We start from the raw sequence: 20,846 nt of genomic DNA on the forward strand, positions 1-20,846 counted from the left end.
GCTCCCTGGCGGGTGATGGTGAGGCACGCTCGGCGCCACTATTCGGACTCGTCCCCGACGACGGTACCGCCGGCGACCATCGCCATCTCCGCATGCCGCAGCGGCACCGGGTGCTCCTCGAGGTGCGAGCCGACGACGTGGCGCGTGATGCGGGGAATGAAGAAGCCCGCGACGCCGGCCAGGAGCATGGCACCGGCCAGAACGAGGAAGCCAGCGGTGTAGCCGGACTCGGCGGGGAAGCCTGCAGTCTCACCACCTGACGCGACGATGCTCGCCATGACCGCCGCGCCGAGCGAACCGCCGATCGTACGGATGTTGGCGTTCATGCCGCTCGCGACGCCGGTCTGCTCCCGGGGGACGGCGCTCACGATGATGTTCGACATCGACGAGAACGCCAACCCGAAGCCGATTCCGGTGAGCGCGGTCGCGACGACGATCTCCCATACCTCCGTGTGCGCCAGGGCCAGCATCAGGAGGCCGACGAGAGAGATGACCGTTCCGAAGACGAGGATGAGGCGTGAGCCGAACCGCTGAGCCAGGCGTCCAGCGACCAGGCCGACCAGGAACATCATCAACGCATTGGGGAGCAGCATCACGCCAGACAGGGTGACGGTCGCTCCGAACCCGTATCCGGCGCTCGACGGGGTCTGCAGGAAGGTCGGGAGGAAGCCGAGCATCGCGTACATCGCGATACCGAAGAGGAGGGCGACGAGATTGGTGGTCCACACAGAGCGGACCCCCATCATCCGCATGTCGATCAACGGATTCGTGCTGCGCTTCTCGACGACCACCCACACGACGCCGATCACGACGGCCGCCGCGAGAAGCCCGAGAACGGGAAGCGAGATCCAGCCCTGCACAGGGGCCTGGCTGACAGCGAGGAGGAGAGCAACCAGCCAGCCGGACATCAGCGTGGCGGCGCCCCAGTTGATCCTGCCCGGACTGCGCTCGGAACTCTCGGGGACGAGAAGCAGAGCCGCGACCGCTGCGACGACGACCATCATCATCGGGAACCAGAACAGCCAGTGGTAGCTGAAGGCCGACACGATCGGCCCGGCGAGGACGATACCGAATCCGGCGCCTATGGCGGAGAGTGCGGCGATCAGACCGACAGCGCCACCGACCTTCTCACCGGGGAACTCATCGCGGATGATGCCGAAGGCGAGCGGCAGCACTCCCCCACCGACCCCCTGGATCACCCGAGCGACGATCATGACCCCGAGAGACGGTGCCAAGGCCGCCAGCAGAGATCCGAGCGCCAGGGCGACCAGCGCCACCACGAAGACGCGCTTCTTGCCCGACATGTCGCCGAGACGGCCCATGATCGGGGTGAAGATCGACGCCGACAACAGGTAAGCCGTCAACACCCACGTCACGTTCGTCTGTGACGTGCCCAACGCCTCACGGATCGTCGGCAAGGCCGGAATCACGAGGGACTGCAGCAGCGCGAACGCCGCCACTCCCAATGCGAGGACGAGGAACGTCACCTGATGGTGCGTGCGCTTCGTGGACGTGGTCACGAGTCTCCTACCTGTAAAAGGAATGTTCATTCCGCTTAAGACCGTAGCACAAAGCGGAGCACAGGCTCCGCTTGTGATCGGCGCATGTGAGCGAGATCGGGGCGTCCTAGCGGGCGCGTTCGACTCCCGCGCGGCATCAGGGAGACCGCCCGTGCCGCGTGGTCGTGAGGGTCAGCGCCACATGCCGCCGTTCCGCCGGGGGCGCGCACGGGTCGGCATCCGTGAGCACGACCCCAGCCCACGAGAGGGGCTCCTCTCGGTTGCAAGCCGAGCCACACGACCTCCGCCCCCTCGCGACCCCGGCTACGTAGCGCCCTTGACAGCCGTCCTGACTGATGTACGCTCCTGAACACCTAGTGCAGCTAGGTTTTGACTCGAGGAGGCGTCATGACCGCGACCGGTCCCGCAGGTGAGACCACGCTCACCCAACCCGTCAGCACCATCCGAGTGGGGCGGGGCTATCTGGCCGCGCTCGGCTTCGCGCAGTTCGGCCTGTTCGTCGCCCTCCTGGCACCGGTGTTCGTGAGCATGCAACTCAAGGCCCAGGAACTCGCGCCAGATAGCCCAGAGACGCTCATCGGGCAGGTGCTACCGATCGGTGCCCTGGGCGCCCTGATCGCCAACCCGCTGATCGGCGCCCTGAGCGACCGGACCCGCACGCGCTGGGGCCGACGCCGCCCTTACCTTGTCGGCGGCGTCGTGCTGCTGACCGTCGCACTGGCGCTCGTGGCCTTCTCTCCGAACCAGCTGAGCCTCACGCTGTCGTGGCTGTTGGCCCAGGTCGCCGCGAACGCCGTGCTCGCCACCCTGATCGCGAGCTTCGCCGACAACGTGCCCGAGTTCCAGCGCGGTCGCGCGTCGAGCATCATCGCCCTGGCGCAGAACGTCGCCATCCTCGCCGGTCTTTACCTGGCTGTCTTCCTGGTCGGCAACCTGCCGCTGCTCTTCATCCTCCCCGGCGTCCTGGCCGTGGCACTGGTGCTCGTCTACGCGTTCATCGCCCGCGACGACCTGCCCGATTACCAGATCAAGAAGTTCACCTTCATCAACCTCGTCAGCTCGTTCTGGACCAACCCGATCAAGAACCCCGACTTCGGCCTCGCCTGGTGGTCGCGGTTCCTGATCACGCTCGGCACGTTCATGTTCACGACGTACCGACTCCTCTACATGCAGGACCACCTGGGCATCAATGACGTCGCCGAGGCCACCGCCGCGGTGGCTTTCGGCGTGCTGCTCTACACGATCGCCTTGCTCGTCAGCGCCGCCGTGTCGGGCTATCTGAGCGACCGCACCGGTCGCCGCAAGATCTTCGTCGCAGGTTCCACTGTCGTATTCGCCGTCGGCCTGGTGCTGCTCGCGCATGCCGAGACCGTCACGGGCTTCTATGTCGCCGAGATCATCATGGGCTTCGCCTTCGGCATCTACGCCGCCGTCGACACCGCCTTGATCGTGGACGTGCTGCCGAACGCAGACCGACCCGGAAAGGACCTCGGCGTCATCAACATCGCCAACGCCCTGCCCCAATCTCTCGCCCCTGCCCTGGCCCTCGCCCTGCTGGGCGTCGGCAGCGCCGACAACCAGAACTACGTGCTGATGCTCTGGGGCGCGGGGATCGTCACACTGATCGGGGCAGTCGCGATCATCCCGATAAAGCGCGTGCGCTGACCGGGCACGAGACATGACGGCGCGCACCCGTCGGGGTGCGCGCCGTCATCGTCAGGAGCCCGATCGTCGAGGCAGTTCTGCTCCATCAGGAGCCACCCCTTCGCCAGGTCCTCAACCCACGTCAGCCTTCGGCGCGCTCCGGAGCGCGAGATCCCACACGAGCCGCAGATGTGCAGCCATGTCAGTAGCCGGGTCGAGCATCCACTGCAGCTGCATACCGTCACTGACGGCCATCATCACCGCGGCGAGCTTCGCCACGTCGACGTCCTCAGGCACTTCTCCGGTCAACTGGCGCAGGCGCAGGGACTCAGTGAGATTCGCCCGAAAGCGCACGTAACGCTCGGCGAACCATGCGTGCGCGGGGTGGGACGGATCGCTGGTTGCGGCGGCGGCCATGCTCGTGAACAGCTGCACCATCCCGGGCGTCTGTGCGTTGCGCTCGATGACGGCCAGGAACTGGTCGATGATGTCGAGCCCGGCCGTGTCATCGCCGCTGTCCTCGTCGCGCGCGGTGAGGATCGCGAGGAACAACTCCTCCTTGCTGCCGAAGTGGTGCAAGAGGCCGGCCTGGGTGAGGTCGACGGCGTCGGCGAGCTCACGCACCGAGGTGCCGCGCATCCCGTTCCGGTCGACGACCTCGAGGGCCACGCGGAGGATCTCTTCCCGCTTGGCCACACCCTTCGCATACGAACCCCGACGTGCCATGCTGACCAGGCTATCCGGTGCCGACCACCCCTAAAGTTCACACCACGCTGAAAACCTAGTCGCGTTCAGTAGTGAGTGCTAGCGTCAGAACGCGGCGCCGACGAGGGCCCGCCCTGATCTTGGAGGCACCGTGGCTGAAGACACCACCACCCCGACCGACTCCCTGCACTCGAGCGACGACACTGGCTCCGCCGACAGGACGCAGATGGTCTCGCCGACCGATCCGCGCCTCCTCGGCCTCGTCGACCGCCTCTCCCTCGAGCAGAAGGTGCAGCTGCTCACCGGCCGCGACTTCTGGACCAGCTGGCCGATCGAGGACATCGGCCTGCGCAGGATGCTGTTCTCGGACGGACCCTCCGGCGTCCGAGGGGAGACCTGGGACGAACGCAGCCCGTCGCTGAACCTGCCGAGCGGCACCGCCCTCTCAGCTGCCTGGGACACCTCGATCGCACGTCGCTACGGTCATGCCTCCGCCGTCGAGGCTCGTCGCAAGGGCGTCGACGTCGTGCTCGGCCCGACCATCAACCTGCACCGCTCCCCCCTCGGTGGCCGCCACTTCGAGGGCTTCAGCGAGGACCCGCTGCTCACAGCCGACCTCGCAGCCGCATACGTCACCGGCGTGCAGGAGAACGGCGTGGGGGCCACGCCGAAGCACTACGTCGCTAACGACTTCGAGACCGAACGCTTCACCGCGGACGTCGTCGTGAGCGACCGCGCCCTGCGCGAGCTCTACCTCGCAGCGTTCGAGAAGAGCGTCGTGGAGGCGCGGGCCTGGCTGGTCATGAGCGCCTACAACTCGATCAACGGCACCACCGCCTCCGAGAACGATCTGCTCGAGACGCCGCTGAACAGCGAGTGGGGCTTCGATGGCGTCGTCATCAGCGACTGGACCGGCGTCCGCTCCGTCGACAGCGCCAAGGCATCTCAGGACATGGCCATGCCCGGGCCGGTGGGTGCCTGGGGCGACGCACTCGTCACGGCCGTCCAGTCGGGCGAGGTTCCCGAGGCGGCGATCGATCGCAAGGTGCTGCGGATCCTGACCTTGGCCGCCCGCGTCGGCGCGCTCGATGGCTTCGACGGCGTGGAGCCCGTCTTCATCGAAGACGGCGTCGCCTTCGCCCGCGAGGCCGAGTCAGCCGGTGCGGTGCTCGTCGCGAACGACGGCATCCTGCCGGTCGAGGCCAGCTCGGTACGCAGAGTCGCCGTGATCGGCGACAACGCCGACCGCGCCCGGACGCAGGGCGGCGGCAGCGCCACGGTCGTGCCCGAGTCGGTCGTCAGCCCGATCGAGGGCATCCGCGAAGCGTTCCCCGACGCCGAGGTGACCTGGTCGGTCGGCGCAGTCGTGCAGGAGGGCGTCGCCGAGATTCCCCTGTCCGAGCTGACGAACCCCGTCACGGGCGACGCCGGCGTGCACGTGTCGTTCCTCGACACTCACGGGGCCGAGATATTCACCGAAGAGCGGCGCGCGACCTCGTTCGTCTACATCGGCGGCGACGCCCCCGTGACGAGCCTCGGGGAGTTCGTCGCGACGACGACCTGGACCCCGTCGACCACAGGCCGCGTGCGGCTCGGCTTCGCCTCGATCGGCGAGGCGACTTTCGTCGTCGACGGCGACGAGCTCTTCACCGCCACGGTGGAAGCCGAGGGCGACGAGCTCGGCGCCGCGTTGCTCGCTCCCCCGAGCGAGTCGCACGCGCTCGACGTCGAGGCCGGCCGACCGGTCGACCTGACGGTCCGCTTCCGCAAAGCGAAGGCCAGCGGAGAGTCGTTCGACGGCGCGATGATGTTCACGTTCGGCCTCGACGCCGACGACTCCGACCCGCAGGCGCTCATCGACTCGGCAGCGGCCGAGGCAGCGGAAGCCGACCTCGTCGTGATGGTCGTCGGCACCAACAGCAAGGTCGAGTCCGAGGGCTTCGACCGAGCCAGCCTCGCCCTACCCGGCCGGCAGGACGACCTCGCACGCGCCGTGTTGGCCGCCAACCCGCGAACCGTCGCGGTCGTCAACGCCGGGTCGCCGGTCGAGCTACCGTGGCGCGACGACGCAGCCGCCGTGCTGCTCACCTGGTTCGGTGGGCAAGAGTACGGTCACGCTCTGGCCGACCTGCTCACCGGTGTCACCGAACCCGGCGGGCGCCTGCCCACGACCTGGCCCGCCGCGACAGACGACGTGCCCGTGATCGACGTGACACCCCGAAACGGCGTGGTCCGTTACGACGAAGGGATCCACATCGGCTACCGGGCCTGGCTGCGGGCCGGCGCCGCGCCCGCGTGGCAGTTCGGCCACGGCCTCGGCTATACGACCTGGCAGCAGTCGGACCTCGTCGTCTCCGACACCGTCAGCGAAGGAGGCGCGGTCACGGTCGCCGTCGACGTCGCCAACACCGGCGCCCGCGCCGGCAAGCACGTGGTGCAGGTCTACGCGTCGCGCGCTGTCTCCGTCGTGGACCGTCCGGCCCTCTGGCTCGTTGGCTTCGCGCCCGTGTCTCTTGAAGTCGGCACCTCGTCCACGGTCGAGGTGACGGTGCCCGCGCGCGCCTTCGCCGACTGGCGTGATGGCGCGTGGGCGCACGAGCCCGGCGAGTTCACGCTGCACGTCGGCACCTCGGTGGCCGAGTTGCCTCTCACGGCCACGACGAAGTTCGTAAGTTAGGTCCTTTTCGATTCCCCGAGGAGCCCCTTCTGACGCGAAAATCACGGTCGTCGCCAGGGGCTTCCTTGCCCGCAAAATCGTCACTGGCTAATCGCCGGCTCCCGCTCGTCAGACTCCCTACCGCCCGGACTCCATCGTTTCGGGTGCCGCACATGCGGCGAGACTGTGGCTTGGACGGGTCAGCTGCTTGACTGGAAGCACCAGGGACAGATCAGTGTTCGCTGGCAGGGGCCACGACGTGCACGGTGACTCCGGCGGCAGCGATCAGTTCCAACGCGTGAGGGTCCGCCGAAGAGTCCGTCACAAGATCGTCCACCTCGGAGATGTCCGCCATTTTGGCCAGGGTGGCTCGGCCAACCTTCGAGCCATCTGCCACGACGATGACTCGATCCGCGTTCGCCACCATGGCGTGGTTCGTCCGGGCTTCCGTCTCGTCGTGTGTGGTGACGCCTCCAGTAGCGCTGATGCCGTCTGTCCCGAGAATGCAGGTCCCGACGTTGATGCCGCGAAAGGCGCTCTCGGAGAGGGATCCGACTGCCTCGAAGGAACTCTGGCGGACGACGCCCCCGGTCATGATGACTTTGAGCCGAGGCCAGGTGGCGCATTCCATTGCGATCGTCAGAGAATTCGTGATGATCGTCAGGCCCGATCGATGCCGGAGTCCACGAGCGACTTCTGCGGTCGTCGTGCCGCCGCTGAGGGCCAGCGCGTAAGGGCCCGTCGGAATGAGATCCACGGTTCGCCGTGCGATGTACTGCTTCTCTCGCCTGTAGCTCGTGTTGCGGAGCCGGACGGGGATCTCCGGCTGAGAGTCCCTCTCTCTGGCTCCGCCGTGCGTCCGCACGAGTTGGCCCTGCTCGTCCAGTTCGGCCAGGTCTCGACGAAGTGTGGCCTCGGACACGCTGAGGTCACGCGCGAGGTCCCCAAGGCTTCGACTCGTGTGCTCGTGCAGGAGAGACAAGATGCGTCGCATCCGTTCGCTGCGCTTGCTCGAGACAGCTCTCGGCGATGACTGGTCCAGGTACTGCTTGCTCACGCCCATCACTCCACACTCGTCAACCGCTCAATAAAAGTGATCACTTCAATCGAATTATGGCCTACAGATTGATTACTTCGCTCACTTAATCGCAGTATCTGCCTATGACACTCGTCACCACTCGTGGGCTCATCGAAGGCGCGATCACTCGCCGTAGCGCGATCGCGAGCTTCAACGTCGTCACGTTGGAGCACATCGAGGCCATCACGGAAGGTGTCGAGCAGGCAGGCTCTGGAGCGATCCTGCAGGTCAGCGAGAACGCGATCGGCTTCCACAAAGGGGACATGCGACCGCTTCTTCTGGCATGCGCCAGCATCGCGTCGTCATCCTCCGCGCCGATCTCGCTGCATCTGGACCACTTTCAGGACTCGTCACTCATCTCGCAAGGTATCGATGAAGCGGCCGGTCTCGGTGTCAGTTCCATCATGATCGATGCCGCCCACCACCCGTACGTGTCGAACATCGAGCTGACCCTGGATGCGGCCCAGCGGGCGCACAGTCACGGGCTCTGGGTCGAGGGCGAGCTGGGCGAGATCGGGGGTAAGAACGGGGCTCATTCCCCCTTGGTTCGCACCGATCCTGGCGAAGCTCGCGAGTACGTCGCGGGCACCTCCATCGATGCGCTTGCCGTGGCCGTTGGCAGTTCTCACGCCATGACGTCCGCCAGCGCCTCCATCGACGTCGACCTCATCGGCCGCTTGGAAGAGGCCGTGGGTGTCCCCCTGGTCCTTCACGGGTCATCCGGTGTCTCGGACACGACCCTACGAGCAGCCGTGTCAGCAGGCATCCGAAAGATCAACGTCGGGACAGCCCTGAATGTGGCGTTCACCGACGCTGTACGCCAACGACTCTTCGATGAGTCAGACGTCCACGACCCGCGCATCTACATCGCGGACGGGCGCGACGCCATCTCCCGGACCGTTACTCGAATTTGCCGCCTCGTCGCCGAGTCGGCCGATGAACATCGACCAGCTCTGCCGGTCGTCAGCAACGCAAACCGTTTTTAGCGAATCTGCCGGCGGCGCCCCAAGGCGCCCCGCGCGATGTCAGTAAGGAGCACCGTGGTCAATCACTTGTGGAACACCATCCGCGAACACAAGGCAGGTAAAGCAGTAGGCATCTACGCGGTCTGCTCTGCCCACCCAGCAGTTCTCGAAGCGTCGATCCTGCAGGCACGCGAGGATGGCTCCTATCTTCTGATCGAAGCCACGTCCAACCAGGTCGATCAGTTCGGCGGGTACACCGGCATGCGTCCCGCTGACTTCCGCGAACTCGTGTTCGCTCTCGCTGACGATCTGGGCTTCGCTCGCGACCGTCTCGTTCTGGGCGGCGACCATCTGGGGCCCAACCGCTGGCAGAAGCTCGATGCGGAAGAAGCCATGCTCAACGCTGAGGGCCTCGTCCGCGCCTACGTCGAAGCCGGATACACCAAGATCCACCTCGACTGCAGCATGTCGTGCAAGGGAGACCCGGCACCGCTCGGTGACGACCTGGTCGCGGAACGCACCGCCCGTCTTCTCCGTGTCGCCGAGGACGCCGCCCGGGCGTCCGGGCGAGCCGACGACATCCTCTACGTCATCGGCACAGAAGTGCCCGTGCCTGGTGGGGCTCACGAAACTCTCGGAGATCTGGTCCCCACATCCCCTGCGGCTGCCCGGGCCACTCTCGAACGGCACCGTCGAGCCTTCGCCGACGTCGGGCTCGACGACATCTGGCCCCGCATCATCGCTCTCGTCGTGCAGCCCGCCGTCGAGTTCGACCACCTGCGAGTCATCGACTACCACCGTGCCGGCACAGTGGATCTTCGGAGGGTGCTGGACGATGAACCGGGACTGGTCTTCGAGGCCCACTCCACCGACTACCAAGAAACCGCCCGTCTGACCGAGCTGGTCGAGGACCACTGGGCGATCCTCAAGGTCGGACCAGGCCTCACCTTCGCGATGCGACAGGGCCTGTTCGCTCTGGCGAACATCGAAGACGAGCTCGTCCCGGCTGCAGACCGTTCGAACCTGATCGAGGTTCTTGAACGTCGGATGCTCGAAAAGCCCGGCTACTGGGAGGGCTACTACGAGGGCACGCCCGACCAGCAACGCATCGCTCGCCGCTTCAGCTACAGCGACCGCATGCGCTACTACTGGCCAGACGAAGAAGTCGAAGCCGCCGAAACGCGACTGTACGACAACCTGTCACACCTCGAGATCCCCCTGCCGCTCATCAGTCAGTACATGCCTGACCAGTACGCCCGCGTTCGCGCCGGCGAACTCCGCCCGCACCCCCGGGACCTCATCCTGGACGCCATCCGCGACTCCCTCCGCCCGTACGCCCAGGCCTGCTTCCCGGCCGAGAACAACGACGTCTCCCCCACCCTCACTGGAGCACTCCATGTCTGACACGATCACCCCTCTTCACGCCTCCGCCACAGCTCGCGAGATCTCAAGGCAGCCGGACGTCTGGCTCGAAGCAGCGCAGAAAATCACCGGCCAGCGTCAAGACATCGACGCGTTCCTCACGCCTCTTCTGGCCAACCCGCGACTGCGCATCATCCTGACCGGGGCTGGAACGTCGGCGTTCGTCGGCGATACCGCCGCGCCGGCGCTCACTCAGCTCCTCGGAAGGCGGGTCGACTCCGTCGCGACCACAGACATCGTTTCCAACCCTCGCGAGTATCTCGGCGAGGACCTTCCCACGCTCCTGGTCTCCTACGCCCGATCCGGCAACAGCCCTGAAAGCACGGCCGCGACAGTCTTAGCTGACGACGTCCTCACCGAGGTTCACCACCTCATCATCACCTGCGACCAAGAGGGCAACCTCTACAAGCAGCACCAGGACGACCCTAAGTCGAAGATCGTTCTGATGCCCACCAGGGCCAACGACGAGGGCTTCGCCATGACGTCGAGCTTCACCTCGATGCTGCTTTCCACCCTGCTGATTTTCGGCGGAGACGACGACCGCGCCGTGACCGCCCTGGGACGCACTGTCGAGAACATCGTGACCCACCGACAGGACGAGATCCGCCAGCTCGCCGGCGCCTCATACGAGCGAGTCATCTACCTCGGTAGCGGCCCCCTCACCGGTCTGGCACGCGAATCGGCCCTGAAGCTGCTCGAGCTGACAGCCGGCCGGATCGTCACCTACTACGACTCGGCTCTCGGATTCCGTCACGGCCCGAAAGCCGTCCTCAACGACAGGACTCTCGCGCTGGTCTACATGTCCTCCGACACCTACACCCGTCGATACGACCAGGACATCGTCACGGAACTTCGTTCCGCCCTCGGGGCAGATCACGTCATCGCCATCTCCTCCGAGCCAATGCCCGACGAGGACGGCCGGAACTGGGTTCTCGATGAACTGACGGGTGTGAGCGATGCGTTCCTCGCCGTCGCCTACATCGTCATCGCGCAGCTGCTCGGTCTCTCGTTCTCCGTCAAACTCGGGTTCACTCCCGACAACCCGTTCCCGAACGGGACCGTCAACCGCGTCGTCAAGGGAGTCACGATCCACCCCCTCGCTCCCTCGGACCACAAGCACACGAACGGCGGTCGGTGACGATGGCTCTGTTCCTCGGAGTCGACGGCGGCGGGTCCAAGACCAACTTCGTCCTCCTCGACGACACCGGCCGGATCGTGTCCGAGATGACGACGGCCAGCTGCTACTACTTCAACGACGGCATCGAACTCGTCAGCCGCATCCTGGCCACAGGGATCAGCGGCGTCACATCCCAAGCGGGCATCACCACCGGACAGATCAACCAAGCCTTCTTCGGACTGCCCGGATACGGCGAAGTCAGTGCCGACATCGACCGACTCGACACGATTCCAGGCGAAGTCCTCGGACACGATCGATTCACCAGCGACAACGACATGGTCTGCGGATGGGCCGGTTCACTCGGCGCCCGAGACGGCATCAACGTCATCAGCGGTACCGGGTCCATGACCTACGGCGAATACCACGGTCGCAACCACCGAGTCGGCGGCTGGAGCGAACTCTTCGGCGACGAAGGATCGGGCTACTGGATCGCCGAACAAGGCCTCAACGCATTCAGCCGCATGAGCGACGGACGCCTCCCCCGCGGACCTCTTTACAACATCATCAAGACACGCGTCGGCATCACCAACGACCTGGATCTGATCGACGTCGTCGTGAACCAGTGGAAGGGCCTCCGAGTCAACATCGGCGACCTCTCCAAAACCGTCGTCGAAGCTGCCGAACAGGGCGACACCGTCGCCATCCAGATCCTCATCAACGCCTGCGACGAACTCGTCGAGATCGTCGAGACCACCCGGCTCCAACTCGGCTTCGGCAACGACACCGTGCCTGTCTCCTACTCCGGCGGCATGTTCACGACCGCCATCATCCGTGACGGCTTCGCCGACGCCCTCACCGCCCTACCGGCCCCGTACGAGTTGCACGAACCTCTGTTCGGCCCCGGAGTCGGAGGCGCCCTCTACGCCGCGAAAAAGGCCGGCACCCCCCTCTCCGACGCTGCTCTGCAGCGCCTTCGCACGCACTAAACGACACCCCTCCCCACCCCGCAACCCGATGTCAAAGATGAGGTCATTGTGAACAGAACACGCAGCTGGATCTTCTACGCAGCACTCCTAGTGCTCTTCTGGGGAGTGTGGGGGGCTCTTTCTTCCCTTCCCATCAACCTCTACGGATACCCCGATGAGATGATCTACGTCATCTGGGCGTTCACCATGATCATCCCGGCCGTATTCGCGCTGCGAGGTCAGAAATTCGACCGCCGACCCAAAGCCGCCATGTACGGCCTGCTCATCGGCCTGACCGGCGCGGGCGGACAGCTGCTGCTGTTCAACGCCCTCTCCACCGGTCCCGCGTACCTCATCTTCCCGATCATCTCCGTATCCCCGGCGATCACCGTGCTCATGGCCGTGATCTTCCTCCGCGAACGCCTGCGGAAAGTCGCCATCATTGGCCTCTTCGCCGCCCTCGCAGCCATCGTCTTGTTCAGCGTCGCCGGCTCCTCCGGTGAGGCAACGGCTGGCCCGTGGCTGCTCATCGCAATCTTCGTCAGCATCGCCTGGGGTGTGCAGGCCTTCTTTATGCGCAAGGCCGCCACGATCGGCGTGAACGACGGCACCACCTTCGGCTGGATGGCCATCAGCGGACTCGCACTCGTCCCCTTCGCGATCCTCGCCATGGGCGGGCTCCCGCTCGATGTCCCCTGGCAGGCGCCGGCGCTCACCGCAGTAACCCAGCTGCTGAACGCAATCGGAGCGCTCTTCCTCGTCATGGCCCTCAGCCGAGGCAAGGCATCCATCGTGGCGCCCACGACCAACGCCCTCGCCCCAGTCCTCACGATCGTCGTGTCTCTGATCATCTACCAGACCCTGCCCTCGCCCTTCGGCGCAGTCGCCATCGTCCTGGCACTGGTGGGATCAACCCTCATGGTCTACAGCGACGAGAAACGCGGCGAAGCTGTCCCAGAAGCACTCCTGAACGACGAGCTCACCCGCGAAACCACGCCGTCGCCTCGGTAGCCACAACGCTTAGACGGAAAGTGAAAGGCCCGCTCAAGTCCCTCAGGGGACGTGAGCGGGCTTTTGCGGCGGCACCCAGACAACGGAAGGCATCAGCGGCGCCGCACGTGTCCCCCGTTCGATACAGTCCCCGTCCTCAGCCGACGGCTTCGGCTAGGAAAGCCACCTTCCGGCTGTTGTATCGGTCGGTTTCACGGGACGGCCCCGCCATATACCCGTGACCGAAGAGACCGTTGCTCATGGCTGGTATGTCCACGACGTTCCGAACTCCGAGGGTCGTCAGCCGGACGCCTAGATCCTTGGCCTGATCAGGGAAGGTGCCATCGTTTCCGTCCGCGATGAAGGCAGGCGGGAACGCTGTTGTGACGTGTGCGAGCATGTCTGCCTCTCTGGCCAGGGGCACCTCCGTGGTCGAGTTCTGGGGCTGACCGACGTAGGCGCGAAGACTGAGGCTGAAGAGAAAGTCGGCTTGCGGGCTGGGGAGTTCGGTGCGGCCGGTGCGGGCGAGATCGATGGCGGCGCTGTCAAGGACGACGGCGCGAAGTACCCCCTTATCCAGGACGGGGTCGATCCCAATCTGTTCGGCGTAGGCGGGGTTGGTTTCGATGTTGGCGAATTGACCAGCAAGTTGGCCGCCGGCGCTGCTGCCCGCGATGACGACTCGAGACATGTCCAAGCCGTATTGGTCCGCGTGCTCTTTGAGATACGCGACCGCTTGACTCACTTGCTGCACCTGTGTCGGGTACGGCGCACCTGGGGCGAGGGCGTAGTCGAGGGACACCACGTTGTAGCCCGCGTCGATGATCGGTCCGTTGCCGAGTGCGAACGACGAACCGGCAGCGTTGGGGTCGCCCATCGACTTGGACCCGGCAATCCAGCCGCCTCCGTGGATGAACACGTAGGTCGGGCGGGAGGCTTCGGCCTTCGGTTCCTTGCTGTAGATGTCGAGGAAGCTATTGGGGAACTGGGTGCCGTACTCGATGTTTCGAGTCAGTGTCGTTCCTGCGGGAAGCGCTGTCTCCCCGGACGGGCCGTTCGAATCGAAGGAGTTCACCTGATCTGCCGCTTTCTGCAGGGCGTAAACAGCTGGCCTGACCGATAAGTCGGTGATGACGACCGCACCGATCAGCATCACGGCAAGACCCGATGAGACCATACCTACCGTCCTCATGCCTACTACCACCATCCGTTGCGCACGCGTGCGTTTGTTCTGCGTGCGGCCTTGCCACGCCAGGACGAACGCTGCAAGTGCAAGCGCGGCAACTCCGATGTGGGCCGCGATGTAGAGCCAGTTCCAGCCGGTGCCAAACCAGACTGCTTCGGCCGCGATTGATGCTGTAGCAACACAGCGGATGAAGAGTCTCCAAGAAGCGGCTTTTATCCGAGGGGCCAGGCTGAGCACTCCGATCAACGCGAGAATCAAGATGAATCCCACGGCGTCCTGGTGGCGTACGAGGTACGCCTGAAGCAGCAGAACAAGGGTCAAGAGCCCTCCGGAGGCGGCGCAGATCGCACGGTGACGAGTGACCACCCCGGCGAGAAAACCTGACACTTTTCCGGCAGGCGATGAGAGTTGCGCAGGCATAAAGCTCCTTCAGATGACAGCAGCGCTCGGTATTGGGAGCAGGGCGGTCGCATCGGAACCTCACCCCTGAATCCGCCACAGGTCGTAGCGATGGCAGGCAGGCAGGCAACGGCTGCGTAGCTCCCCATCAAAGTTTGCCACACTGGCAATACTTGAGTTGGGGATTTCCTGGGTATTGACTCGTGAGGGCTCGTGCCGGCGCCCTGCGAGCTTGCCGGCGTCGATGACCCTCGACTTAGATGAAGTCAGCCCAGACCGGAATATGGAGCCAGACCTCACGTGACATCGAGGCGACGTTTTCTGCGCAGCTGCCGCGCGTGATGGCGAAACGCTGAATCTGGGCCTCGGGCCGGCCGTGACCACGGGGCGAGCTTTCGGGCACCCCAGAGATGGCGCCTGGGTGCGCGGAGCGTGCCCCGCGTGATGCGAGATGTTGTCGGCGAAGCAACGGCAGAGGCAATCCCGGGCTACCGGGTCGCACCCCTTACCGGCCCTGCACGCATGGGGCCGGCAGGGAAGGCTCGCTTCTCAGGCCCGTATCAGGTCGATGTAGGCGTTGATGTGCGCGTCGACGGGCAGTTCTGGGTCGTAGAGCCACTGCAGCTGCAGGCCGCGAACAAGTGCGTTCAGCTGCCGAGCCGTGACATCGAGATCGAGTCCCGCCCGAAGGCGACCTCGTTCGTGCTCCTTGACCAGCTCGCTCTTGAGGAGCGCATTCCCGTCAGTGATTCTCTGCTGTGCCCAGTCGTGGGCAAAGTGGTCCACCTGGTGTGCTTCGCCGAGCAGTGATACATCGAGGCTGATGAGCCCCGGGATCGCGTTGTTCCGACTGACGAGTTCTGCGAGAACATCGAGCAGGCCCCTCTGGTCGATGAGTGGCTGAAATAGCGGCTGCTCGCGTCGCGCCTGCTCCTCGAACACTGCTCGCAGCAGGTCTTCCTTCGATGGGAAGTAGTAGCTGAGGGCCGCGTGGCTCATGCCCAGCGTTTCGGCGATCTTCCGCAGCGATAGTCGCTGGAAGCCGTGCTCGGCGAAGAGATTGAGGGATTGAGCGACGAGTTCTTGCCTCCGCTCGAGCCCGTTGGCGTAGGGTCCGCGCCGTTTCCTGCCGGTCGAATCAGCAGTCTCCTTGGCAGATGCCATCAATGCCCTCGCTCGTCCTGGCCGACAGTTCTTGAACTCGTGCAGACCACCATCTCGATTAAGTTACCAGTTCGAAGACTTTCATGTTGGACAACATTGGGCTACGGTGAGGACACCTCGCAGCCGGCCGCACGTGCCGACGAAGGCGACGAGGATTTCAAGGGAGAAATCATGAGCAGTGCTGACCTCGATAGGCCGTCCCGGACGGTGCGACCTTGGTACGTGGCGACAGTTGCTGGGCTGGCATCGTTCGTTGACGGAGCAGCCTTGTCCGTGAATGGAATCGCCCTGGTGATCTACCAGCAGTCGATCGGACTGACCGGTGCACAGGTCGGGCTGCTCACCGCTGCGGTGACCTTCGGCCTCGCGGTGGGCGCCCTCGTCGGTGGTCGTGCCGGAGACCTCTACGGGCGGCGCAAGGTCTTCCTGGTCACGATGATCGTGATCGTCCTCGGCAGCCTCGCACCCACTTTCGGGACGTCCTTCGGGGTCCTCTTTGCAGGCCTTGCCCTTTTGGGCCTGGGCGTCGGGGCCGACCTGCCGGTGTCCCTAGCCACAGTGGCCGAAGTGGCCACTGACAAGAATCGCGGAGCCATGCTCGTGTTTTCTCAGGCCATGTGGGTGTTGGCATCGATCACCGTCATCATCGTCGCGACGACGACAGGCGACCAGGGGCGCATTTCGGGCCAGATTCTCTACGGCATGATCGCGCTTGTCGGCACGATCGGGTTCGTCATGCGTCTGACCATCCCCGAATCGGCAGCCTGGATCCGAAGCCGCGAACAGCGTCGGCTCGGAACTGAGCTTCCCGGCGACCAAGCGGCCGTCCGAGAACTCTTCAAGGCACCCTTCCGACGCCCACTCGTCGTTCTATCCACCTACTACGCCCTGATCGGTGTGGCAGGCAATGTGGCGGCCTCATTCGTCGCCTTCATCGCTGTGAACGTCGCCGGCCTCTCCGTCACCGCGTTCACCGGTTACACCCTCCTCGCAATGCCGACGACCCTTGTCGGGCTCGCCGTCATGATGAAGCTGGTCGGAACACGGGCCCGCCTGCCCCTGTTCCTCGCCGGTGGAATCGTCTTCGCAGCAGGGTTCCTCCTCCCTGTTGTCCTCGGTGTCAATCTGCTCTCACTCGTCCTCGTCGTGGTTCTCGCCAGCGCCGGCTCGGCTTTGTGTGGTGAACCGATGGCACGGGTTTGGGCTAACGAGTCGTTCCCCACGCTGCTCCGCTCAACCGGGCAGGGCTTCGTCTTCACCGTCGGACGAGTCACAGTCGCTGTCGCGTCAGCCCTGGCACCCGTGTTGATCGCTTTCTCGCCCAGCGCGTTCTTCATCGCCCTCTCCGTCGCAGCCCTGGCCGGGGTGCTCATTGGTTACCTCGGCTTCCGTCGTGGCGGCATCCGGAACGCATTCACCGGCGGGACGGAGGTTTCATCACATGACTTCAAGTCCGTCATCTCGTAACCGAGCCGCCCCACGCGGCTATGTCGCTCCCGGTTTCGGTGCCGTCGCCGATGCCTTCGCTTCCAACGTCATGGATCGAGGCGAAGGCGGTGCCGCCTGCACCGTCCTCGTGAACGGGGACGTCGTCGTCGACATCTTCGGTGGCGAAGCCCGGCCGGGCAAGAACTGGACTGCCCACACAAAATCTGTCGTCTTCTCGGTCAGCAAAGGCGTGACGACCATCCTTCTCCTGATGGCCGCGGAGTCTGGATTTCTCGACCTCGACCGCCCCGTCGCGGAATACTGGCCCGAGTTCGGAGCCCACGGCAAAGGAAGCTTGACCGTCCGGGAGCTCCTGGCCCATCGAGGCGGAATCATCGGCCTGGAGCAGCCTGTCGCCCCTCACGAACTCGGTGCATGGTTTCCCGTGGTCGACGCGCTAGCCACCCAGAAGCCATTGTGGCGGCCAGGAACAGGACACGAATACCACGCCATCACCCTCGGGTACCTCGCTGGTGAGGTCCTTCGGCGAACCACAGGATGCCTGCCCTCCGAATGGCTTGCCGCGGAGGTCGCCGCACCCCTCGGCCTCGATATGACCTACGGGGATGACATCGATGACCCTAACCGGGCCCTCATCCGACAGCCCATGGACCAAGGGGCGGGAATCCCGATGTCGCCCTTTGACGACGAGACCTCGGCTCAGATTCTCTTCTCTCACGTCTACGGCCCGGGCGACATCTTCGAGGTCAGCAACAAGCCGGTCTTCCTCGACCATGAAAGTCCCGCGGCGAACCTCGTCACACGCGCCCGCGACCTCGCCCGGCTCTACAGCGCAACCGTCGTTACAACGGATGGCGTCAGACTTCTCCAGGCCAGCACCGTGGCCGAGGCCAGCGCACCCCTGTCGATCGGCAAACCCCTCCTCGGTCCAGACGTCGGAACACGGTGGGGAACCGGCTTCATGATCCACAGCCACCGCCGCCCCATGGCCGGCCCGGGAAGCTTCGGACACGACGGGGCGGGCGGGCAACTCGCCTTCGCCCACCCGGGCCTCGAGCTCGGATTCGGTTTCCAGACTGCGTTCCCGGGCGGCGACTTCGACGACCGCGCCAACCGGCTGACCACCGCCCTCCAGACCTGCCTCTAAATTGCCCGCACCCTTCAATGAAAGCCACCCCCAATGCCTGTTGATCCTTTCCTGACCCCCCTGCTTCCGACTCCTCACCTTCCTGAGATACACGACTTCGCGGCCTGGCGAGCTACTGAGGAGGCGAACGCCGACGCCTTTGTCTCGCAACTCATCGAAGAAGCGCCGACCGACGTCAGATCGCATACCGCTGTCATCGCGGTGGCCGACGGCGGGATGATCGAACTCGGAATCTTCCGCCCTGACAATGAGGACGTACTCCCCGCGCACCTCTACCTACACGGCGGTGGGTGGATCGCCGGCTCAGCCCTCAGCCAATCCACGTCGACGATCGCCAAAGAGCGCGCCATTGGTGCAAACTGCGTCGTCATCACCGTCAACTATCGGAAAGCACCAGAGCACCCCTACCCCGCTGCGCTGCTTGACTGCCAAGCCGCTTTCGAATGGGTAATCACCCACGCGGACGAGCTTCTCGTCGATGCCACCTGCATCACGCTCGGCGGAGGGTCAGCCGGGGGCAATCTCGCCGCTGCGCTCGCTATGAAGATCCATGACGAAAACGGGCCTGCGATCGCTCTACAGCTGCTCGAAGTCCCCAGTCTTGACCTGACCCTCAGCCAACCATCACACAGTGATCGCGACCTAGGCACGAACTACGCCCTCCACGCCGAAGACACTCAGCGCATGATCGGCCTGTATCTCGGACCCGATCAGGACCCGGCCGCCCGATACGCATCACCTCTGCTCGCGGAGGACGTCTCCGGAGTTGCTCCGGCCTACATCATGACCGCGGAGTTCGACATGCTCAGAGACGACGGAGCACTGTACGCAGACAAATTGCGTCGGTCAGGTGTCCCCGCGACGCACTCACTCCAGATCGGGCACATTCATGCCTCATCGGCTTTCACCAGAGTTATGGAAGGAGCAAGACGTTGGCGGGGGGAGGCCATAAATGCCCTCAACCATGCGCACGCTGAAGAACGCCCCTGACATAAACACACTTCAGCCCGCGCCTATTGGTCCGAACCATCATACCCTTGAGGTGATAGATCGAAGATTTACAGAGTCGTCATCAGAAACCTTTTTGACCCTTTGGATACAACCGCCCTAGAGCACCTCGGCCTCTGCGTAGATTCGCAATGTCAGTTTGATCAACCCAAAGGCCCCGTAGGATTCGGACCGAGACGGCTCGATCCGCTCGACACGCTTTCAAGTAGCTAGCGGCGCGAACATGAGCCCAGGTGGAATCGTCATCCGCCGTTGGTTTGAGGGACACCCTTTCCGAGCGACTCGAAACGATATATGTAACCACCAGCCTCACCGCTCACAGTCATGTACCCGTCGGTGGTCCCTGGGCGGACCGCGAGGTTCGTGGCGGAGACCAGACCTTCGTCCTCCTCCGGCACGGTGATCCTGGCGATCAGGTCACCGCCGGAGTTGTGGACAGCGATCTCTGGCTTGCCTTCGAAGGCCTGGTATACGTTGCCGTCGGCGTCGACGGCGCTCGAATCGACTCGCCCTGCACCCGCCGACATGTACATGCCGGGATGCAGACTGGTCGCGGCGCTGCGTTCCTCATCGAGGGCGACGAGGTCGATACGGTTCGCGGCGTATTGACTTAGCCACAGCCCCGACCAGTCGGCAGTGAACGAGATTCCGTTGGGTGAAGGAAGACCGCGCGCGATGACTGACGCCTCACCCGTACGCCCGTCAATCCGGACGACCCGGCCTCCTGTGGTCGCCGCTTCAGCCGGCACACCGGGAAACGCCGTGAAGTCGCTGACGAAATGGTTCCCTTCCTCGTCGAAAGCGATGTCGTCGGGGCTGAGCCGCTGCCCTTCGACGTCACCTTCGAAGAAGACCCGGGGGTCGATTCCGTCTGCGGTGATGCTGGTGATGGTCCCCCGGGCGATGTCGGTGAGGTAAAGCCGATCGTCCAGGGGGCTGAACTGTGCTGAGGTGAATGCACTGGATCGATCCGTGTACACGGGTTCCACCTCCTCGGTCTCGAGATCGATTCCGAGGACCTTCGGCTCCCCGGAGGGCGCGGTGACATCGACGACGTAGAGACGACCGTCGGGGCCGAAGGCCGGCCCCTCGAGCAGAGTGCGACCCGTCGACTCATGCACGTCGGTGACCTTGAGGACACGCTCGGCCTCTCGCGCCATCTCGCGCTCGGGCGCACCGTCGACGCCTCCGTTGGTGCAGCCGGTCGTCAGGACCGTGATCAGTGCCACGGCCGTGCCCGCGGTGACGAGCCGGGGCCAGCTCACGTCGTCGCCTGGGAGGGGACCCCGCCGAGCACATCGCCCAGGGACATCCGACGCCATTCCTCGAGCACGTCGTGGAACGCGACCGGGCCGGGGCCGTAGGAGGAGGTGTTCGGCCTGCCGCGGCCCTCGGCGTTGTAGTAGCCCGGGGTGCACTCGGCCTGGAAGG

At 64.7% G+C, this 20,846-nt stretch carries 16 protein-coding genes; 10 read left to right on the forward strand and 6 right to left on the reverse strand.

Annotated features, from left to right (window positions below; genetic code table 11):
- Positions 1-38: 38 nt before the first annotated feature.
- Positions 39-1,460 (reverse strand): MFS transporter, encoded by a 1,422-nt coding sequence (locus ASF17_RS14105; protein WP_200913505.1) that lies wholly within the window; start codon positions 1,458-1,460, stop codon positions 39-41.
- 447 nt (positions 1,461-1,907) lie between these two features.
- On the opposite strand from ASF17_RS14105, the gene ASF17_RS14110 reads away from it, so the two are divergent.
- A complete protein-coding gene (locus ASF17_RS14110) occupies positions 1,908-3,185 on the forward strand; it encodes an MFS transporter (RefSeq protein WP_055801522.1) in 1,278 nt (425 codons plus the stop codon).
- A 111-nt stretch (positions 3,186-3,296) separates the two neighbouring features.
- Here the strand turns inward: ASF17_RS14110 and ASF17_RS14115 are convergent, their stop codons facing one another.
- Complete coding sequence (locus ASF17_RS14115; protein WP_055801525.1) at positions 3,297-3,890, reverse strand: TetR/AcrR family transcriptional regulator; 594 nt, start codon at positions 3,888-3,890, stop codon at positions 3,297-3,299.
- Between the two features lie 205 nt (positions 3,891-4,095).
- Between ASF17_RS14115 and ASF17_RS14120 the strand changes: the two genes are divergently transcribed.
- Positions 4,096-6,546: a beta-glucosidase family protein gene (locus ASF17_RS14120; protein ID WP_055801579.1), complete on the forward strand. Its 2,451-nt coding sequence runs from the start codon at positions 4,096-4,098 to the stop codon at positions 6,544-6,546.
- A gap of 211 nt (positions 6,547-6,757) precedes the next feature.
- On the opposite strand, the gene ASF17_RS14125 is transcribed toward ASF17_RS14120, so the two are convergent.
- Positions 6,758-7,582: a DeoR/GlpR family DNA-binding transcription regulator gene (locus ASF17_RS14125; RefSeq protein WP_235476653.1), complete on the reverse strand. Its 825-nt coding sequence runs from the start codon at positions 7,580-7,582 to the stop codon at positions 6,758-6,760.
- Positions 7,583-7,686: 104 nt separating this feature from the next.
- On the opposite strand from ASF17_RS14125, the gene ASF17_RS14130 reads away from it, so the two are divergent.
- The 5 genes from ASF17_RS14130 to ASF17_RS14150 are packed head-to-tail and all read left to right on the forward strand — an operon-like array spanning position 7,687 to position 13,083.
- A complete protein-coding gene (locus tag ASF17_RS14130; RefSeq protein ID WP_055801527.1) occupies positions 7,687-8,589 on the forward strand; it encodes a class II fructose-bisphosphate aldolase in 903 nt (300 codons plus the stop codon).
- Positions 8,590-8,643: 54 nt separating this feature from the next.
- Complete coding sequence (locus ASF17_RS14135) at positions 8,644-9,972, forward strand: D-tagatose-bisphosphate aldolase, class II, non-catalytic subunit (RefSeq protein ID WP_055801531.1); 1,329 nt, start codon at positions 8,644-8,646, stop codon at positions 9,970-9,972.
- On the forward strand, positions 9,965-11,128 hold the full coding sequence (locus ASF17_RS14140; RefSeq protein WP_055801534.1) for an SIS domain-containing protein: 1,164 nt from the start codon (positions 9,965-9,967) through the stop codon (positions 11,126-11,128). The genes ASF17_RS14135 and ASF17_RS14140 overlap by 8 nt, the downstream gene beginning before the upstream one ends.
- 2 nt (positions 11,129-11,130) lie before the next feature.
- A complete protein-coding gene (locus ASF17_RS14145; RefSeq protein WP_156357453.1) occupies positions 11,131-12,093 on the forward strand; it encodes an N-acetylglucosamine kinase in 963 nt (320 codons plus the stop codon).
- Between the two features lie 48 nt (positions 12,094-12,141).
- Positions 12,142-13,083, forward strand: a complete 942-nt coding sequence (locus ASF17_RS14150) for a DMT family transporter (protein ID WP_200913506.1) — start codon at positions 12,142-12,144, stop codon at positions 13,081-13,083.
- A 136-nt stretch (positions 13,084-13,219) separates the two neighbouring features.
- Here the strand turns inward: ASF17_RS14150 and ASF17_RS14155 are convergent, their stop codons facing one another.
- Complete coding sequence (locus ASF17_RS14155; protein ID WP_162236434.1) at positions 13,220-14,569, reverse strand: alpha/beta hydrolase; 1,350 nt, start codon at positions 14,567-14,569, stop codon at positions 13,220-13,222.
- 627 nt (positions 14,570-15,196) lie between these two features.
- Positions 15,197-15,811: a TetR/AcrR family transcriptional regulator gene (locus ASF17_RS14160; protein WP_055801543.1), complete on the reverse strand. Its 615-nt coding sequence runs from the start codon at positions 15,809-15,811 to the stop codon at positions 15,197-15,199.
- Positions 15,812-15,850: 39 nt separating this feature from the next.
- Between ASF17_RS14160 and ASF17_RS14165 the strand changes: the two genes are divergently transcribed.
- Genes ASF17_RS14165 through ASF17_RS14175 form a run of 3 tightly spaced genes read left to right on the forward strand, consistent with a single transcriptional unit; the run spans position 15,851 to position 19,397 of the window.
- On the forward strand, positions 15,851-17,278 hold the full coding sequence (locus tag ASF17_RS14165; protein WP_156357454.1) for an MFS transporter: 1,428 nt from the start codon (positions 15,851-15,853) through the stop codon (positions 17,276-17,278).
- Positions 17,253-18,407, forward strand: a complete 1,155-nt coding sequence (locus tag ASF17_RS14170; RefSeq protein WP_082475414.1) for a serine hydrolase domain-containing protein — start codon at positions 17,253-17,255, stop codon at positions 18,405-18,407. Before ASF17_RS14165 ends, ASF17_RS14170 begins: the two co-directional genes overlap by 26 nt.
- Positions 18,408-18,440: 33 nt before the next feature.
- Positions 18,441-19,397 carry an alpha/beta hydrolase gene (locus ASF17_RS14175; RefSeq protein ID WP_055801548.1) on the forward strand — a complete coding sequence of 319 codons (957 nt, stop codon included), beginning with the start codon at positions 18,441-18,443 and terminating at the stop codon, positions 19,395-19,397.
- 260 nt (positions 19,398-19,657) lie between these two features.
- Here the strand turns inward: ASF17_RS14175 and ASF17_RS14180 are convergent, their stop codons facing one another.
- Entirely contained in the window at positions 19,658-20,644 is a 987-nt protein-coding gene (locus ASF17_RS14180; protein WP_200913507.1) for an SMP-30/gluconolactonase/LRE family protein, read from the reverse strand.
- Positions 20,645-20,846: the final 202 nt, after the last annotated feature.

The organism is Frigoribacterium sp. Leaf263, from assembly GCF_001422285.1.
Taxonomy (GTDB): Bacteria; Actinomycetota; Actinomycetes; order Actinomycetales; family Microbacteriaceae; genus Frigoribacterium.

Coding starts and splice junctions, on each gene's coding strand:
- ASF17_RS14175 (WP_055801548.1), top strand. CDS start 18,441: ATGCCTGTTGATCCTTTCCTGACCCCCCTGCTTCCGACTCCTCACCTT.
- ASF17_RS14140 (WP_055801534.1), top strand. CDS start 9,965: ATGTCTGACACGATCACCCCTCTTCACGCCTCCGCCACAGCTCGCGAG.
- ASF17_RS14145 (WP_156357453.1), top strand. CDS start 11,131: ATGGCTCTGTTCCTCGGAGTCGACGGCGGCGGGTCCAAGACCAACTTC.
- ASF17_RS14110 (WP_055801522.1), top strand. CDS start 1,908: ATGACCGCGACCGGTCCCGCAGGTGAGACCACGCTCACCCAACCCGTC.
- ASF17_RS14170 (WP_082475414.1), top strand. CDS start 17,253: ATGACTTCAAGTCCGTCATCTCGTAACCGAGCCGCCCCACGCGGCTAT.
- ASF17_RS14115 (WP_055801525.1), bottom strand. CDS start 3,890: ATGGCACGTCGGGGTTCGTATGCGAAGGGTGTGGCCAAGCGGGAAGAG.
- ASF17_RS14120 (WP_055801579.1), top strand. CDS start 4,096: ATGGTCTCGCCGACCGATCCGCGCCTCCTCGGCCTCGTCGACCGCCTC.
- ASF17_RS14130 (WP_055801527.1), top strand. CDS start 7,687: ATGACACTCGTCACCACTCGTGGGCTCATCGAAGGCGCGATCACTCGC.
- ASF17_RS14160 (WP_055801543.1), bottom strand. CDS start 15,811: ATGGCATCTGCCAAGGAGACTGCTGATTCGACCGGCAGGAAACGGCGC.